Source organism: Massilia sp. TWP1-3-3 (assembly GCF_049897805.1).
GTDB lineage: Bacteria > Pseudomonadota > Gammaproteobacteria > Burkholderiales > Burkholderiaceae_D > Telluria_A.
On sequence record NZ_JAFCWX010000010.1, the window covers coordinates 26,727 to 42,987 of the forward strand.

General features: G+C 61.1%; 19 protein-coding genes and 1 tRNA gene. 2 read left to right on the plus strand and 18 right to left on the minus strand.

Annotated elements, in window-relative coordinates; all coding sequences use genetic code 11:
• Positions 1-52: 52 nt before the first annotated feature.
• The 15 genes from nuoK to ACP7D4_RS11960 form a co-directional block, all read right to left on the minus strand.
• Complete coding sequence (gene nuoK / locus ACP7D4_RS11890; protein ID WP_426102686.1) at positions 53-361, minus strand: NADH-quinone oxidoreductase subunit NuoK; 309 nt, start codon at positions 359-361, stop codon at positions 53-55.
• Entirely contained in the window at positions 358-1,044 is a 687-nt protein-coding gene (locus tag ACP7D4_RS11895; RefSeq protein ID WP_426102684.1) for an NADH-quinone oxidoreductase subunit J, read from the minus strand. Before ACP7D4_RS11895 ends, nuoK begins: the two co-directional genes overlap by 4 nt.
• A 23-nt stretch (positions 1,045-1,067) precedes the next feature.
• The gene (nuoI, locus tag ACP7D4_RS11900; RefSeq protein ID WP_426102682.1) at positions 1,068-1,556 is read right to left on the minus strand and encodes an NADH-quinone oxidoreductase subunit NuoI; all 489 of its coding nucleotides are present in this window, start codon (positions 1,554-1,556) and stop codon (positions 1,068-1,070) included.
• 12 nt (positions 1,557-1,568) lie between these two features.
• Positions 1,569-2,657 carry an NADH-quinone oxidoreductase subunit NuoH gene (nuoH, locus tag ACP7D4_RS11905; RefSeq protein WP_426209272.1) on the minus strand — a complete coding sequence of 363 codons (1,089 nt, stop codon included), beginning with the start codon at positions 2,655-2,657 and terminating at the stop codon, positions 1,569-1,571.
• Positions 2,657-4,996 (minus strand): NADH-quinone oxidoreductase subunit NuoG, encoded by a 2,340-nt coding sequence (gene nuoG, locus ACP7D4_RS11910; protein WP_426209274.1) that lies wholly within the window; start codon positions 4,994-4,996, stop codon positions 2,657-2,659. Before nuoG ends, nuoH begins: the two co-directional genes overlap by 1 nt.
• A 15-nt stretch (positions 4,997-5,011) precedes the next feature.
• Positions 5,012-6,307: an NADH-quinone oxidoreductase subunit NuoF gene (nuoF, locus tag ACP7D4_RS11915; protein WP_426102676.1), complete on the minus strand. Its 1,296-nt coding sequence runs from the start codon at positions 6,305-6,307 to the stop codon at positions 5,012-5,014.
• Positions 6,304-6,783 (minus strand): NADH-quinone oxidoreductase subunit NuoE, encoded by a 480-nt coding sequence (gene nuoE, locus ACP7D4_RS11920; protein WP_426102674.1) that lies wholly within the window; start codon positions 6,781-6,783, stop codon positions 6,304-6,306. The genes nuoF and nuoE overlap by 4 nt, the downstream gene beginning before the upstream one ends.
• Before the next feature lie 42 nt (positions 6,784-6,825).
• Positions 6,826-8,079: an NADH-quinone oxidoreductase subunit D gene (locus tag ACP7D4_RS11925; RefSeq protein ID WP_426102672.1), complete on the minus strand. Its 1,254-nt coding sequence runs from the start codon at positions 8,077-8,079 to the stop codon at positions 6,826-6,828.
• Positions 8,072-8,686, minus strand: coding sequence for an NADH-quinone oxidoreductase subunit C (locus ACP7D4_RS11930; protein WP_426209276.1), 615 nt, complete (start codon positions 8,684-8,686; stop codon positions 8,072-8,074). Before ACP7D4_RS11930 ends, ACP7D4_RS11925 begins: the two co-directional genes overlap by 8 nt.
• Positions 8,687-8,709: 23 nt before the next feature.
• The gene (locus tag ACP7D4_RS11935) at positions 8,710-9,186 is read right to left on the minus strand and encodes a NuoB/complex I 20 kDa subunit family protein (protein WP_426102668.1); all 477 of its coding nucleotides are present in this window, start codon (positions 9,184-9,186) and stop codon (positions 8,710-8,712) included.
• Between the two features lie 3 nt (positions 9,187-9,189).
• The gene (locus ACP7D4_RS11940; RefSeq protein WP_426102666.1) at positions 9,190-9,564 is read right to left on the minus strand and encodes an NADH-quinone oxidoreductase subunit A; all 375 of its coding nucleotides are present in this window, start codon (positions 9,562-9,564) and stop codon (positions 9,190-9,192) included.
• A gap of 176 nt (positions 9,565-9,740) precedes the next feature.
• Positions 9,741-9,827 (minus strand) — tRNA-Leu (locus tag ACP7D4_RS11945).
• 153 nt (positions 9,828-9,980) lie between these two features.
• On the minus strand, positions 9,981-10,412 hold the full coding sequence (gene secG, locus ACP7D4_RS11950; protein ID WP_426102664.1) for a preprotein translocase subunit SecG: 432 nt from the start codon (positions 10,410-10,412) through the stop codon (positions 9,981-9,983).
• Between the two features lie 88 nt (positions 10,413-10,500).
• Positions 10,501-11,256 carry a triose-phosphate isomerase gene (tpiA, locus tag ACP7D4_RS11955; protein ID WP_426209278.1) on the minus strand — a complete coding sequence of 252 codons (756 nt, stop codon included), beginning with the start codon at positions 11,254-11,256 and terminating at the stop codon, positions 10,501-10,503.
• Between the two features lie 184 nt (positions 11,257-11,440).
• Positions 11,441-12,421, minus strand: coding sequence for an NAD(P)H-quinone oxidoreductase (locus ACP7D4_RS11960; RefSeq protein WP_426209280.1), 981 nt, complete (start codon positions 12,419-12,421; stop codon positions 11,441-11,443).
• Positions 12,422-12,591: 170 nt separating this feature from the next.
• Here ACP7D4_RS11960 and ACP7D4_RS11965 point away from each other — a divergent pair, with 170 nt between their 5' ends.
• Positions 12,592-13,020, plus strand: coding sequence for a hypothetical protein (locus ACP7D4_RS11965; RefSeq protein ID WP_426209281.1), 429 nt, complete (start codon positions 12,592-12,594; stop codon positions 13,018-13,020).
• Between the two features lie 25 nt (positions 13,021-13,045).
• Here the strand turns inward: ACP7D4_RS11965 and ACP7D4_RS11970 are convergent, their stop codons facing one another.
• From ACP7D4_RS11970 to ACP7D4_RS11980, 3 genes are all read right to left on the minus strand, one after another.
• The gene (locus ACP7D4_RS11970) at positions 13,046-13,708 is read right to left on the minus strand and encodes a tetratricopeptide repeat protein (protein WP_426102656.1); all 663 of its coding nucleotides are present in this window, start codon (positions 13,706-13,708) and stop codon (positions 13,046-13,048) included.
• Positions 13,709-13,711: 3 nt separating this feature from the next.
• Complete coding sequence (locus ACP7D4_RS11975) at positions 13,712-14,497, minus strand: GIN domain-containing protein (RefSeq protein ID WP_426102654.1); 786 nt, start codon at positions 14,495-14,497, stop codon at positions 13,712-13,714.
• A 72-nt stretch (positions 14,498-14,569) separates the two neighbouring features.
• Entirely contained in the window at positions 14,570-14,764 is a 195-nt protein-coding gene (locus ACP7D4_RS11980; RefSeq protein WP_426102652.1) for a hypothetical protein, read from the minus strand.
• A gap of 163 nt (positions 14,765-14,927) precedes the next feature.
• Here ACP7D4_RS11980 and ACP7D4_RS11985 point away from each other — a divergent pair, with 163 nt between their 5' ends.
• Positions 14,928-16,220, plus strand: coding sequence for a GMC family oxidoreductase N-terminal domain-containing protein (locus tag ACP7D4_RS11985; RefSeq protein WP_426209283.1), 1,293 nt, complete (start codon positions 14,928-14,930; stop codon positions 16,218-16,220).
• Positions 16,221-16,261 lie beyond the last annotated feature (41 nt).

A 16,261-nucleotide genomic window follows, 5' to 3' on the forward strand; every position in this document is an offset into this window, starting at 1 on the left:
CGTTGTTTATTCTAGTGTTAACTGCAAGCCAAGGGGCCGAGCGTTGAAACGCTTAGCCTTTGAGGCGGTCCAGGTCTTCGACGTTGATCGTGTCCAGGTTACGGAACATGACCACCAGGATCGCAAGGCCGATTGCCGATTCGGCGGCTGCGACGGTCAGGATGAAGAAAACGAAGATCTGCCCTGCCGCGTCGCCCAAATAGTGCGAGAACGCGATGAAGTTCATGTTCACCGCCAGCAGCATCAATTCAATGGCCATCAACAGCACGATGACGTTTTTACGGTTCAGGAAAATGCCCACGATCGAAATCGCGAACAGGATCGCGCCCAGGACCAGGTAGTGTGCGAGCGTTAAAGTCATTTGGTCTCCTTGCTGACGGCTTCTTTCGAGGCGGCGTCCTGGGCTTCGGCGGCGGCCAGTGCAGCTGCCTTCGATGCGGCGTCGATGGCCGGCTGGTCGACCGTTGCCATCTTGACGATGCGCAGGCGGTCGTTGCGCTTGACGCGCACGGCGTCGCCCGGGTTGAATGCCTTGGTGTCCTTGCGCTTGCGCAGCGTGAGCGCGACGGCGGCGACAATAGCCACCAGCAGGATCGCCGCGGCGATCTCAAAGCCGTAGATGTACTTGGTGTAGATCAGCAGGCCCAATTGCTTGGTGCCGCCGATGTTGCCATGGATGACACTCTGGTCTTCAAAATCGAGGAAGCCGCGCCACAGGACGGCAGCCATCTCGAGCACGATCACCACGCCGATGGTGGTGGCAATCGGCAGGTAGGACCAGAACCCTTCGCGCATCTTGTCGATATTAATATCCAACATCATGACCACGAACAGGAACAGCACCATGACGGCGCCGACATACACCAGCACCAGCACAATGGCCAAAAATTCCGCCTGCAGCAGCAGCCAGATGCCGGCCGCATTGAAGAACGCCAGCACCAGGAACAGCGCCGCGTGAACCGGGTTCCTGGCAGTGATGACGCGTGTTGCGGCGAACAGCATGATCACCGAGAACACGTAGAACATAATTGTTTTAAATTCCATAACTAACCCAGAAGAGGTGCAGATTAACGGTAAGGAGCGTCAGCGGCACGTGCGGCAGCGATCTCGGGCTCGTAGCGGTCGCCGACAGCCAACAGCATCTCTTTGGTGTAGTACAAGTCACCGCGCTTCTCGCCGTGGTACTCGAGCACGTGCGTCTCGACGATCGAATCGACCGGGCAGGATTCTTCGCAAAAGCCGCAGAAGATGCACTTGGTCAGGTCGATGTCGTAGCGCGTGGTACGGCGCGAACCGTCGTCGCGCTGTTCCGATTCGATCGTGATCGCCATTGCCGGGCACACCGCTTCACACAGCTTGCAGGCGATGCAGCGCTCTTCCCCGTTCGGGTAGCGGCGCAGCGCGTGCAGACCGCGGAAGCGAGGCGACATCGGGGTCTTCTCTTCCGGGTATTGCACGGTGATCTTGCGTGCGAACATGTACTTGCCCGTCAGCGCCAGGCCTTTGAACAGTTCGACCAGCAGCATGCTGCTGAAAAAGTCTTTAATTTGAGTCATTGTCCTTGTTCCTTACAACTTCCAAATATTCCAGGACGTCTGCATGATGCCCGCGACCAATACCAACCACACCAGCGTCACCGGGATGAAGATTTTCCAGCCCAGGCGCATGATCTGGTCATAGCGGTAGCGCGGGAAAGTACCACGCACCCAGATGAACAGCGAGACGATGAAGAACGCTTTGGCAAACAGCCAGAAGAAGCCCAGGAAACCGCCCAGCGTGCCGCCCACTTCGAGGAAGCCAAACGGTGCATGCCAGCCGCCCAGGAACATGATGGCCGCGAGCGTGCCGATCAGGATCATGTTGGCGTATTCGGCCAGCATGAACATCGCGTACGACATGCCCGAGTACTCGACCATGTGGCCGGCAACGATTTCGGACTCGCCTTCGACGACGTCGAACGGGCTGCGGTTGCACTCGGCAAGACCGGACGTGAGATACACCACGAACAGCGGCAGCAGCGGCAGCACGTTCCACGACACAAAACTCACGCCGTGTTCCACGCCCCAGCCCTTGTTTTGCATGCTGACGATGTCGGAGAAATTCAGGCTGCCCGATACCATCAAAATTACCACCAGCACAAAGCCGATCGGAATTTCATACGAAATCATTTGCGCCGAAGCACGCATGGCGCCCATGAACGAGTATTTCGAGTTCGACGCCCAGCCCGCGATGATGATGCCGTACACCTCGATCGAGGTAATCGCCATCAACAGCAGCAAGCCGGCGTTGACGTTGGCCAGCGCCAGGCCAGGGCCAAAAGGCACCACCACCCATGCGGCCAGGGCCGGCATGATGGTCATGATAGGACCGAGGATGAACAGGCCGGACGACGCCTTGGCCGGTACCACGATTTCTTTGAACAAAAGCTTCAAGGCATCGGCAATCGGCTGCAGCAGGCCGGCAGGGCCGACGCGGTTGGGGCCGATACGAATCTGGATCCAGCCGATCAGTTTTCGCTCCCACAGCGTTGCATAGGCAACCAGGCCCATCAACGGCAGCAGCACGCACATGATCTTGGCGATGGTCCACATCACGGGCCACACGTAGCCGATATTGGTCGTGCCCCAGGCGTTGATGCTATTAATCATTTCGGGCATCAGATAGCCTCCCCTGCTTTTTCAACCGCGATGGCGCCGAACATCGCACCCAGGGTGGACGTTGCGGCATGCGACGAGGCAACACGCACCGCGTTCGCCGGCAGACGGGCATCGATGCCCGCCACCAGGATCGCCGAGCCGGAGCCCTGCGTGACCTTGACTTTGTCGCCGGCTTTTACGCCCAGCTTCTCGGCCAGCGCGGCAGGCAGTTGCACCAGCGGCATATTGGCGTCGGCGGTGCGCAGCAGCGGCTCGGAACGGCGCGCAATGGCGTCGGCGAAATAGATCGGCACGTCGGTCACGCGTTCCAGCGCGCCCGAGGTACCGAACGACGCGCACGACACAGCCGTTTTCGATGCGTTGTTCAATTTACCCGACAAATCGGTCACGCCTTTGCCGAACAACTCGTCGCGCACGGCTTCCGAGGTGTCGTAGTCAAAGCCGGGAACGCTCAGCAAGTTGCCCAGCACGCGCAGTACTTTCCAGGCCGGACGGGCGTCGCCCATCGGCTTAACGGTACCGTTGAAACTTTGCGCGCGGCCTTCGCAATTGACGTAGGTGCCGGACGTTTCGCTAAACGGCGCGATCGGCAACAGCACGTCGGCGTACTCGTAGCCATGCTGGAAGGCGGACATGACGACCACCATTTCAGCAGCGTCAAGCGCGGCTCTAGCTTGCTGCGGGTTGGCAGCGTCCAGCTCAGGCTCGGCATTGAGCAGCACGTAGGCTTTTTTAGGCGTCTCGAACAGCGCTTGCGGATTCTTGGCAACAGCACCGGCCAGGTAGGCGCCGACGGTGTTTGCTGCTTCCGTCAGGTAGCCGAACTTGGCGCCGGTCTGCTCGGCAATCCACTGGGCAGCGGCGTGCAGTGCGGACGCTTGCGGGTGGTGCGCTGCAGCGTTGCCCATCAGGACAACTGCTGGTACGGCTGCGTCGCCAGTGTTCAGGCTCGCTGCAATCTTGTTGGCGGACTCGGACGGCTTGATATCGCCAAAACCTGCAGGGGCGGCGACGCCTTTGGCGGTTGCTACGGCAGCGACGATTTCCGACAAGGCGGCCAGCCAATCCGAAGGCGCAGCAATCATCTTGTTCGCCGTTGGAATCAACAGCTCGTCGTCCGACCCGTGCACGATCGACAGCTTGCCGCCAGCCTTGACGGCGGCGCGCAGGCGCGTGGCGACCAGCGGGTGATCCTTGCGCAGGAAGGAACCGACGATCAGCGCGCGCTTGACGGTGCTTAGTTCTGCGATCGGCATGCCGAGCCAAGGAATCACATCGCCGCCAAGGGCGAAGTCGCTTTGGCGCAGGCGGAAGTCGATGTTTTCGGTGCCCAGGCCACGCATGGCTTTGGCCAGCAAGTGCAATTCTTCCACCGTCGAATGGCCGGTGCCGATGGCGGCAATGCTGTCCGCGCCATGCTCGTGCTTGATGTTGCGCAGGCCGTGCGCGACGTATTCGAGTGCAGTCTGCCAGTCAGTTTCCTGCCACTGGCCGCCCTGCTTCAACATCGGCTTGGTCAAACGCGAATCGTTGTCCAGCGCTTCGTACGAAAAACGGTCCTTGTCCGACAGCCAGCATTCATTGATCGCTTCATTTTCCAGAGGAAGAACGCGCATCACTTTGCCGCCCTTGACCTGGACGATCAAATTGGTGCCGAGCGAATCGTGCGGGCTGATCGACTTGCGGCGCGACAGTTCCCAGGTCCGCGCAGTGTAGCGGAAAGGACGCGACGTCAGTGCGCCAACCGGGCACAGGTCGATCATGTTGCCCGACACTTCAGAGTCGATCGTCTTGCCGACGAACGAGGTAATTTCAGCGTGCTCGCCGCGGCCCAGCATGCCCAGTTCCATGACGCCGGCCACTTCCTGGCCGAAACGCACGCAGCGGGTGCAGTGGATGCAACGGGTCATCTCGTTCATCGAGATCAGCGGACCGGCTTCTTTTGGCGCCACGACGCGCTTTTCTTCTTCGTAGCGCGAGTGCGACTTGCCGTAGCCAACTGCCAAGTCTTGCAACTGGCATTCGCCGCCCTGGTCGCAGATCGGGCAATCGAGCGGGTGGTTAATCAGCAAAAATTCCATCACCGATTTTTGCGCCTGAACCGCTTTTTCGCTGTTCGAACGCACGATCATGCCGGCCGAGACAGGGGTGGCGCAAGCCGGCAAAGGCTTGGGCGCCTTTTCCACTTCAACCAGGCACATGCGGCAGTTGGCAGCGATCGACAATTTCTTGTGATAGCAGAAGTGCGGGATATAGGTCCCGATCTTGTTCGCTGCGTCCATCACCATGGAACCTGGTGGGACCTCAACTTTAATACCGTCAATTTCAATTTCAACCATGAGATTTCTCTGGCCTTAGATATAAGCGGGCACGATACAGCGCTTGTGCTCAATGTGATATTCAAATTCTTCGCGGAAGTTCTTGATCATGGCCCGTACCGGCATCGCCGCCGCATCGCCCAGCGCGCAAATGGTGCGGCCCTGGATGTTGTCGGCGATCGAGAGCAGCATGTCCAGGTCGTCGGCGCGACCCTGGCCGTGCTCGATGCGGTGGATCATGCGGTACAGCCAGCCCGTGCCTTCGCGGCACGGCGTGCACTGGCCGCAAGATTCTTCGTAATAGAAGTACGACAGGCGCAGCAGCGACTTGACCATGCAGCGCGTCTCGTCCATGACGATGACGGCACCGGAACCGAGCATCGAGCCCGCTTTCGCGATCGAGTCGTAGTCCATGTCAGTGGCCATCATGACTTCGCCCGTCAGCACTGGCATGGACGAGCCGCCAGGAATGACTGCCTTGATTTTTTTGCCGTCGCGCATGCCGCCCGCGAGCTTGAGCAACTCCGAAAACGGCGTGCCCATCGGAACTTCATAGTTGCCTGGCAATGCGACGTCGCCCGACATCGAAAAGATCTTGGTGCCGCCATTGTTTGGCTTGCCAAGCTTGGCGTACGCCTCGCCGCCCATGTTGATGACCCATGGCACTGCAGCGAAGGTTTCGGTATTGTTGATCGTGGTCGGCTTGCCGTACAGGCCAAAGGAGGCAGGGAAAGGCGGCTTGAAGCGCGGCTGCCCTTTCTTGCCTTCGAGCGATTCCAGCAAGGCCGTTTCTTCGCCGCAAATGTAGGCGCCGTAACCGTGGAAAGCGTGCAGCTGGAACGTGAACTCGCTGCCCAGGATGCGCTCGCCCAGCATGTTGGCGGCGCGCGCTTCTTCCAGCGCTTCTTCAAAGCGGTCGTAGTCGGCAAAAATCTCGCCGTGGATATAGTTGTAACCCACGGTGATGCCCATGGCGTAAGCGCCAATGGCCATGCCTTCGATCAGCGCGTGCGGGTTGTAGCGGATGATGTCGCGGTCCTTGAACGTGCCAGGCTCGCCTTCGTCGGTGTTGCAGACGAGGTATTTTTGGCCAGGAAACTGGCGCGGCATGAAGCTCCACTTCAAGCCCGTCGGGAAACCGGCGCCGCCGCGACCGCGCAGGCTCGATGCCTTCAATTCCGCGATCACCTGTTCAGGCGTGATTTTTTCTTCCAGGATGCGGCGCAGCGCGCTGTAGCCGCCGCGGTTCACGTAATCCTGCAAATGCCAGTTCTTGCCGTCCAGGCCAGCCAAGATCAGCGGGGCGATGTGGCGATTATGGAGTGAGGTCATTTCTTCAGTTCCTCGACGAGTGCGTCGATCTTGTCGTTCGACATCCAGCTGCACATGCGCTTGTTATTGACCAGCATGACCGGTGCGTCGCCGCAGGCGCCCATGCACTCGCCTTCCACCAGCGTGAATTGATTGTCAGCGGTGGTTTCGCGAAAACCAATGCCGAGCTTTTCCTTCATGTACTGGGCCGCCTTCTCGCCGCCGGACAGCTGGCATGGCAAGTTGGTGCAGACGGAAATCTTGTATTTGCCGACCGGCTTGACGTTGTACATATTGTAGAACGTGGCAACTTCCTGCACGGCAATGGCTGGCATGCCCAGGTAGTCGGCAACGTCCTGCATCACTTCCGGCGGGAGCCAGCCTTTTTCATCCTGGGCAATGGCAAGCGCCGCCATGACTGCCGACTCTTTATGGTCAGGCGGGAACTTGGCGACTTCACGGTCGATTTTTTTGTATGACTGCTCTGATAACAACATGTTTTTTTGCCTCAATGGTGCCACGGGTCAGGAATGACCTGCTTACCGGTCAATACTTCCGAATACGATGTCTTGGGTGCCGATGATGGTGACCGCGTCCGCGATCATGTGTCCGCGCGCCATCTCGTCCAGGCTTTGCAGGTGGGCATAGTCCGGAGCGCGAATCTTCAGGCGGTACGGTTTGTTGGCGCCATCGGAGACGATATAGATGCCGAACTCGCCCTTCGGATGTTCCACTGCGGCATACGCCTCGCCCGGCGGGACGTGGAAGCCTTCGGTGAACAGCTTGAAGTGGTGAATCAGCGACTCCATGTTCGATTTCATGTCGGTGCGCGACGGCGGCGCCACCTTGTAGTTGTCGACCATGACCGGGCCCGGATTGGCGCGCAGCCACGTGATGGCTTGCTTGATGATGCGGTTCGACTGGCGCATCTCTTCAATACGCACCAGGTAGCGGTCGTAGCAGTCGCCATTGGTGCCAACGGGAATATCAAATTCCATCTTGTCGTACACGGCGTAGGGCTGCTTTTTACGCAGATCCCACTCCACGCCCGAACCGCGCAGCATGGCGCCGGTAAAGCCCATGGCCAGCGCGTCTTCAGGCGAGACCACGCCGATGCCGACGGTACGCTGTTTCCAGATACGGTTGTCGGTCAGCAGCGTTTCGTATTCGTCCACGTACTTGACGAAACGGGTCGAAAAGTCTTCCAGGAAGTCGAGCAGCGAACCCTTGCGGTGTTCGTTCAGTTCGTCGATCGCCTTGGCGCTGCGGATGATCGATGCCTTGTGCTTGGGCATTGCATCCGGCAGGTCGCGGTACACGCCGCCCGGACGGTAGTATGCCGCGTGCATACGTGCGCCCGAAACAGCTTCATAGGCGTCGAACAGGTCTTCGCGGTCGCGGAAAGCGTACAGGAACGGGCCCATGGCGCCCACGTCAAGCGCGTGCGCGCCCAGCCACATCAGGTGGTTCAGCAAGCGCGTGATTTCGTCGAACATGACGCGGATGTACTGGGCCCGCAGCGGCACTTCAATGCCAAGCAGCTTTTCGATCGCCAGCACGTAGGCGTGTTCGTTGGCCATCATCGACACATAGTCCAGACGGTCCATGTACGGCACCGACTGCAGGTAGGTGCGCGTCTCGGCCAGCTTTTCGGTACCGCGGTGCAAGAGGCCAATGTGCGGGTCGGCGCGCTGGATGACTTCGCCGTCGAGCTCGAGCACCAAGCGCAGCACGCCGTGCGCTGCCGGGTGCTGCGGTCCGAAGTTCAGGGTGTAGTTCTTAATTTCAGCCATGGTGTTTAGCCCCTGGGTTCATCCCGTAGGTTTCTTCGCGGATCACGCGCGGAATGATTTCACGCGGCTCGATCGTCACGGGTTGGTAGATCACCCGCTTCTGCTCCGGGTCGTAGCGCATTTCGACGTAACCGGTAATCGGGAAGTCCTTGCGGAACGGATGGCCGATGAAGCCGTAGTCGGTCAGGATGCGGCGCAGGTCGTTGTGGCCTTCGAACAGGATGCCGTACAGGTCGAACGCTTCGCGCTCGTACCAGTTGGCGGCGCGCCAGATCGGGGTAATCGAGTCCAGCACCGGCATCTCGTCGTCGGGCGCGAACACGCGCACGCGCACGCGCCAGTTGTGCGTGATCGACAGCAGGTGCGAGGTGGCGGCAAAGCGCAAGCCATCCCAGGTGCCTTCGCCGTAGGTGGAGTAATCCACGCCGCACACATCGAGCAATTGCTCGAAGCGCAAGGCGGGATGGTCGCGCAGGGTCAGCATGGTGGCCGAATAGTCGGCCGCCTTGACGACGAGCGTCACTTCGCCCAGCGCCGTCTTGACGCTTGCGCCCTCGCCCAGCACGGATGCCAGGGTTGCGGCCAGGTTTTCAATTTTGCTTGTCATATTCAGCTTGTGTCACAGTCAGCTTAGCGGGCGATGGTGTTGGTGCGCTTGATCTTGTTTTGCAGCTGCAAAATACCGTACAGCAGCGCTTCCGCCGTCGGCGGGCAACCCGGCACGTAGACGTCGACCGGCACGATGCGGTCGCAACCGCGCACTACCGAGTACGAATAGTGATAGTAGCCGCCGCCATTGGCGCACGAACCCATGGAAATGACCCAGCGCGGCTCGGGCATCTGGTCATAGACCTTGCGCAGTGCGGGGGCCATCTTGTTGCACAGCGTGCCGGCGACGATCATGACGTCGGACTGGCGCGGCGACGGACGGAACACGACGCCGAAGCGGTCCATGTCGTAACGGGCCGCACCCGTGTGCATCATTTCAACAGCGCAGCAAGCCAGACCGAACGTCATCGGGAACATCGAGCCCGTGCGCGCCCAGTTGATCAGCTTGTCGGCCGTCGTGGTGACAAAACCTTCGTTTAGTATGCCTTCAATTGACATGGCTTATTCCCAATCAAGGGCACCTTTCTTCCAGATGTACCAAAAACCGACCACGAATTCGGCGATGAACACCATCATCGTGACGAAACCGGACCAGCCCAGTTCACGCATGGAGACACCCCATGGGAAGAAAAACGCCGTTTCCAGATCAAACAAAATAAACAGAATCGCGACCAGGTAATACCGGACGTCGAATTTCATGCGGGCGTCTTCGAATGCTTCGAAGCCGCACTCGTACGGGGACAGTTTTGCCGCGTCGGGCTTGTGCTGGCCGAGCAGGTAACCCAGGACCTGGGGCACCACGCCGACGCCCAGGCCGACCAGGATGAACAGCAGAACGGGGAAGTATTCCGAGAGGACGAATGTAGTAGAGTCCACGAATAAGCCTATGTTGAACGATCGGTTAATGAACCACTGCCTAGCGCAGCGCCCTGTCTTAACGATCCTGGCTTGAAGCCTACCACCAGGATCCAGGAGACTGATCCTCGTAAAAAAGCCAGCTTAGGCATGAGCGTTTGATACTCATGCATCCTTGCTGGCTTCTTTGTAATTCTTGGTGCCGACGGCGAGACTCGAACTCGCACAGGATTTCTCCCACTACCCCCTCAAGATAGCGTGTCTACCAATTTCACCACGTCGGCATTGAAGTCCGCTATTCTACATTGTTACAGTGCTGTATTCAATGCATACTTGCGTAATAACAAGGATAAAACTTAAAAACATTACTTCTTTTTGATGCTTGGCCGCATGCGCGGCCGGACTTGCTGAAACGCTGTAGAACTATACAGTAAAAATTACTTCGGCACCTGACCGGCCGGCGTTGCCGGCGCTGGCGTCGCAACCGGCGCTGCAGGCACCGTCACAGCGGCTGGCGGCGCGGCTGGCACCGTTGGCGCCGCTTGCGGGATCGCTGCAGAGCCCGTGACTGGCGCAGGCGCGGTCACCTTGGCGGCACCTTCCATGATGCCGCCGCTCACGCCTTCCGTGCGCTTGGTGGCGTAGTTGGCCAGCACCAGGGTGGACGCGAAAAAGATCGCAGCGGCCACGCCGGTCGACTTGGACATGAAGTTCGACGAGCCGGTCGCACCGAACAGGCTGCCCGAAGCGCCCGAACCGAAGGCTGCGCCCATATCGGCGCCTTTGCCGTGCTGGAGCAACACCAGACCGATGATGGCCAGGGCGGACACGACCTGCACAATAACAACCAAATTTTGCAACGAGTTCATTTCTATTCCATTCCAGGTTTGACTGCGCTTATTGAATACTGCACTGAAGACTGCACGTACGTGACTAAATTCTTTTGACTACGTTCTTTTATTTTCCGGCGCGGATGATGACGAGGAAATCCGCCGCTTTCAGCGCTGCCCCACCGATCAGGCCGCCATCGATGTCCGGCTGCGCCATCAGTTCCACGGCGTTGTCGGGTTTCATGCTGCCGCCATACAGGATCTGCACGGCGCTGCATTCTACCGGATTCTTTTCTGCGATCTGTGCGCGCAGGCGGGCATGCACTTCCTGCGCCATCTCGGGCGTGGCCGTCTTGCCGGTGCCAATGGCCCACACTGGCTCATAGGCGACGACGATCTGCGCCACACGGTCGCCTACCAGCGCCAACACGGCCTCGAGCTGATTGCGCACCACCACGTAGGTTTGCTCCGCCTCGCGCTCGGCCAGTGTTTCGCCGACGCAGACGATGGGGGTGAGGCCCGCGTCCAGCGCAGCGAGTGCTTTTTTGGCGACCAGCGCACTGCTTTCGGCATGCATGGCACGCCGCTCGGAGTGGCCCACGATCACATACTGGCATGCAAAATCGACCAGCATTGACGCCGCCACTTCGCCGGTAAAGGCGCCGGCAGCGTGACAAGAAACGTCTTGCGCGCCATAGCCGACCTGGCTGCCCGACAGCAATGCCTGGCACTGCGCCAGATACGGGGCGGGGACGCACACGGCGCACGCGGCGCCGCTGCCGGTGGTGCCAGCGAGGCCTTCGGAAATGCCGGATAACAGGCTTGCGTTCGACGCAAGACTGCCATTCATTTTCCAATTTCCAACGACGAGTTTGCGGCGCATAGAAGCCCAGATGTGATTAACCCGCTATTTTAACTCTCCCTTGAGGGATGGTCAAACCAAGTCGGTGGTGGGAAACGCAATCGACGATCCAGACCACGATCAGGGCGTAGGTCGGATAAGGGCCGCCCAGGCCATCCGCTTATCCGACCTACGCTCCACGCTGCGGCACGGGACGATGTATAGCTCAGATGACCTGCAGCATGATCTTGCCCACATGCGCCGAGCTTTCCATTAGCGCGTGCGCCTCGCTCGCCAGCGCCAGCGGGAAGGTCTTGAAAATGACCGGCTTGATTCTGCCCGCCTCGATCAACGGCCACACGGTCTCTTGCAGCCGTCGCGCAATGGCCGCCTTGAACGCCACCGGCCGCGGGCGCAGCGTCGAGCCGCTGATACTGAGCCTGCGCCGCAGCACCTGCCCCAGGTCCACGGTCGCCATGGCGCCACCGAGCAAGGCAATCAAGGCAATCCGGCCATCGTCGGCCAGGCAATTGATTTCGCGCCCCACATACTCGCCGGCGACCATATCCAGAATGACGTCAACGCCTTTTCCGGCCGTCAACTCCTTGACCACGGCAACAAAATCCTCAGTCCGGTAGTTGATCGCCCGCTCGGCGCCCAAGGCTTCGCAGGCGCGGCACTTGTCGTCGCTGCCGGCGGTGGCGAACACCCGGTGCCCGAGCGCCGTAGCCATCTGGATCGCCGTCACGCCAATGCCGGAACTGCCACCTTGCACCAGCAAGGTATCGTCCCCGGACAAGCCGGCGCGGTCGAACACATTGCTCCATACCGTGAAAAAATTCTCGGGCAGCGAGGCCGCCTCGAGCGCCGTAAGGCCCGCTGGCACCAGCAAGCACTGTTGCAACGGGGCCGCGCAATACTCCGCATAACCGCCGCCCTGCACCAAGGCGCAGACCACATCGCCTTTTTTGAAGGCGCTGTTGCTCAGGTCGCCATCGATGATTTCACCGGCAACTTCCAGTCCCGGCAAGTCCGAGGCGCCAGGAGGAACGGGATAATGCCCCAGGCGCTGCAGCACATCGGGCCGGTTCACGCCGGCAGCATGCACCTTGATCAGCACTTCCCCGGCTTTGAGTTCGGGAATCGGGCGCTCGCACAACTGCAGCACTTCAGGAGCGCCGTACCGGCTTATTTCGATTGCGCGCATGGCAAAAGCCCTCAAAAAATCAAAGGTCGATTCTACGCCAACGCTCAAATTGGCGCCCGGGCAGCACCGCCGGCAGCGCAAAAACACCTCGCAAATCGGCGCCCGATTCCTATACTTGAAGTAGCCCGGGTAGCGCATCAAGACCGGCAAAACAGACGAGGGGGACAACAATGAATAAGCTGATGATGGGGATGCTTCTGGCAAGCGCAGCTGCCGGAACGATGGCGCAGACGGCAAGCGCCGTTGATGAGGTACGCATCTCAAGCCCGCGCGTGCACATCGCACTACCGCAGGAGCGGCACAACCTGTGGGCCGATGAATTCGACCAGGTCAAGGGGCAATATCGCCTGTCGAATGGCAAGAAAATGGAGCTGAGCATGTGGGGCAACCGGATGTACGTCACGATTGACGGCATGCCCAGATCGCCACTGGTCGCCGCCTCGCCGTATGTTTTCGTGGCCCGCAATGAACAGCTGAAAATCACGATCAACGCCGACGATCCGTACGGTCCTCACGGCGCCGAGCTGCTGATGGTGGTGCCGCGACTGGTATCGGGTACGCTCGTCAATGACGTCACGCAACTGGTGGCAACGCGCTGATTACTTCAGGGACGGCAAGCGCGTATCAGGCGCTCTCGCCCGTGCGCGACCTGGTCGGCAGCGGCATGCCGAGGCGCCACGAGCGCGACATGGCGAGCGCTTCCTCGATTTGTTCGGCCGTCATGTCCCTGGCAATGGCGGCGCGCTGCTCGAGCGCGTTGGCGTTGCCGCTTGAGGCGGCCAGGCTCCACAGCATATAGGCCAGCACTTTGTCTCCCGGCAGGCCGGCCGCATGGTAGCGGTACATCAGCGCCAGCGCGTGCTGCGCGCCCGCGTGGCCTTGCTCGGCCGCGCGCCGGAACCACGTGACCGCCTGGCGCGGATTGGCCTCGACCGCATTGCCGGTGTAGTACATGGCACCGACCACGTACTGCGCATCGCTCTTGCCCTGCTCGGCCGCCTTGCGGTGCCAGAGCATGGCTTGCTTGTAGTCGCGCGCAACGCCGCGGCCCATGTAATACATCAAGCCGAGCAAATGCTGCGCGTCGGCATGACCGGCCTTGGCCAGCGGCGTGACCTCACTAAGTGCGCGCGCGTAATGCCTGGCATTGTAGGCGACGGCCCCTTCCGCAAAGCCGGCCACGGCATTGGCAGTCGCGCCCAGTGCCGACAGCGCCAACAGCGCAGCGGCAAGGGCGCGCGCGCACCAAAATCGGGTGAAGGGTCGCATCGGTTGCGTCGGTTGCATCGTCTACTTCCAGCTCACTTTGCCCAGGCCATCCACGCTCACGCTGCGGTTGACCGGCTTGCCGTAGACCGTCACGGAACCCAAGCCCGACAGATTCAGGTTGGCGTTCTGGCGCGCCCAGACCGATGCGCTGCCCAGGCCGCTCAAGTCAAGATTGACGGTGTCGACCTGCAGGTGCTGGGCATCCATGCTGCCCAGCCCGCCCAGGCTGGCCTTGAGCCACTTGCTGCTGCCCTTGAGCGTGACGAAACCGGCGCCGCGCAAATTGAGGTCGATCCCTTCGTAGTTGCCGCCGTCGACCTGCATGCTGCCCACGCCGCCCAGCGTGGCCGTCACGAGGCGGTAGCTGCAATTAACCTTCATGCTACCGGCGCCTTCCAGGTTCAGCTCGAGCTCGTCGCCTGAAAAGCCGCTCACGTCGGCCGAGCCAACACTGTCGGTGGACACTTCGCGCAGTTGCGGCAAGGTCAGTTCGGCGCGCAGACCTTGGCCACGCCGCCCGAGCTTGAAGCCCTTGACCTCGTTGGTGATGGTGAGCGTATCGCCCTGCTGTTCACTGGTGGTGCCGGCGAGAAGCTTCTTGTCGCCGCTGATCACCAGCGACGGCGCCGCACCTTGCTTGAGCCGCAGATCGATCTGGCCATCGAGCTTGACGCGCACCACGCGGGCGTCGAGACTGCGGGTTTCTGTGGCAACCTCGCTTGCAAGCTCGGTGGCAGCCTCGGCCCCAGCCACGCCAAACGACGCGCCCAGCAGCGTTGCAACGCTCCACTTCATCAGCTGACCCATCTGTCTCTCCGTGCGATGATTGTTTTTTTAGCCAGGTCACCACACTACCAGCAACGGCTGCCGCGTTCCAGCTTATTGTGCGGCAACGGCTTTTTCAGCGGCCGTCATGCGCTTGGCGCTGACGGTGACGACCTGCATGGCCGCTTCGGCCGGCGCGCTGACGGCAACGCTGGTGCTCGCTGGCGCCGATGCCGTGGCAAAGCCGGTTGCGCTGATGCAGGCGATGGCGACGAAGAAGATGGCTTCCATGTTTTTTGCGATGTTCATGATGGTGCTCCTGTAAAAGCGGTTGGGGTATGAGTTCACTATAGCGGCCTTGCCCCTGCCCCTCCAGCGGCTTGCGACGAACTGCATTCCTGGCCGCCCAGTCGACGAAAATGCGGGATCAAGCGATACTGTGGGCTGATCGAACCCGCCGAAACAACAGACCATGTCCATGCCCCTGCCCAGCGACACCCATCACGACGCCATCGTCGTTGGCAGCGGCCCCGGCGGCGCCAGCGTCGCGCGCGAACTGGCACTGCGCGGCAAGCGCGTGCTGATCCTGGAACAGGGCAGCGCGGCGCCGCTGACGGGCACGCTCGGCCAGATGGCGGCAATCGCCGCCGTTCCCGGGCGCGGCGCCTTTGTGCATCGCGACGCCTCGCTGCTGGTGCAGGGCATCGCGGCCGGCGGCAGTTCCGCGATTAACTTTGCCACCGCCGCCGACCCGCCCGCCGCCCTGTTCGCCGCGCACGGCATCGACCTTGGCCCGGCGCTGGCCGCGCTGCGCGCCGAGCTGCCGATCGGCCCCTTGCCCGACAACCTGGTCGGACCGATGGCCACGCGCATCATGGCCGGCGCCAGGTCGCTGGGACTGGAGTGGCACAAGCTCGAGAAAATGATTCGTCCGCAAATGTGCCGCAGCGGCTGCTGGCGTTGCGTCTATGGCTGTCCGTTCGGCGCCAAGTGGACCGCGCGCGACTTCATCGATGAAGCTGTCGCCAACGGCGCGCTGCTGCTCGACCGGGCCACGGTCACGCGCGCGATGGTCGATGGCGGCAAGGTGACCGGCGTGCAATTTACGCGCAACGGCGCCCTGCATACGGCGCTGGGCGACATTGTGGTGCTGGCCGGCGGTGGCCTGGGCAGCCCGCGCCTGCTGCATGCGTCCGGCCTGTGGCCGCGCACCAGCGCCTTTTTCAGCGATCCCGTGGTGGCCGTCATGGGCAGCGTGGAAGGTCTGGACGGCGGCGCCGAAGTGCCGATGGCAACCGGCATGCGCCTGGACCAGGATGGCATTTCGCTGGCCGACCTGACGCTGCCCAAACCGATGTACCAGGGCTTCGCGGCCCCGGTGGGCCGCTTCGACCGCTTGCTCGCGCACCATCGCACCTTGAGCATCATGGTCAAGATTGGCGACGAGATCGGCGGCAGCGTCGGGCCGCGCTGGGCCGACAAGACTTTGCGCGAAACCGACCGCAAAAAGCTTGCAGCCGGCGTGGACCTCGCGCGCGCCGTGCTGGCCGCCTGCGGCGCCAAACACGTGTTCAAGAGCTGGCACTTTGCCGCGCACCCGGGCGGCAGCGTGCGCATCGGCGCCGGTGTGGACGCCAACCTGCGCACGGCGATTGCCAACCTGTATGTCTGCGATGCGTCGGTCATTCCGCAGGCGTGGGGCTTGCCGCCAACGCTTACCCTGCTTTGCCTGGGCAAGCGGCTCGGGGCGCACCTGGCGCCCTGAAGGCTTGAAGGGGTCGCCGGCCTTTCAGCTAAAAATGTTTG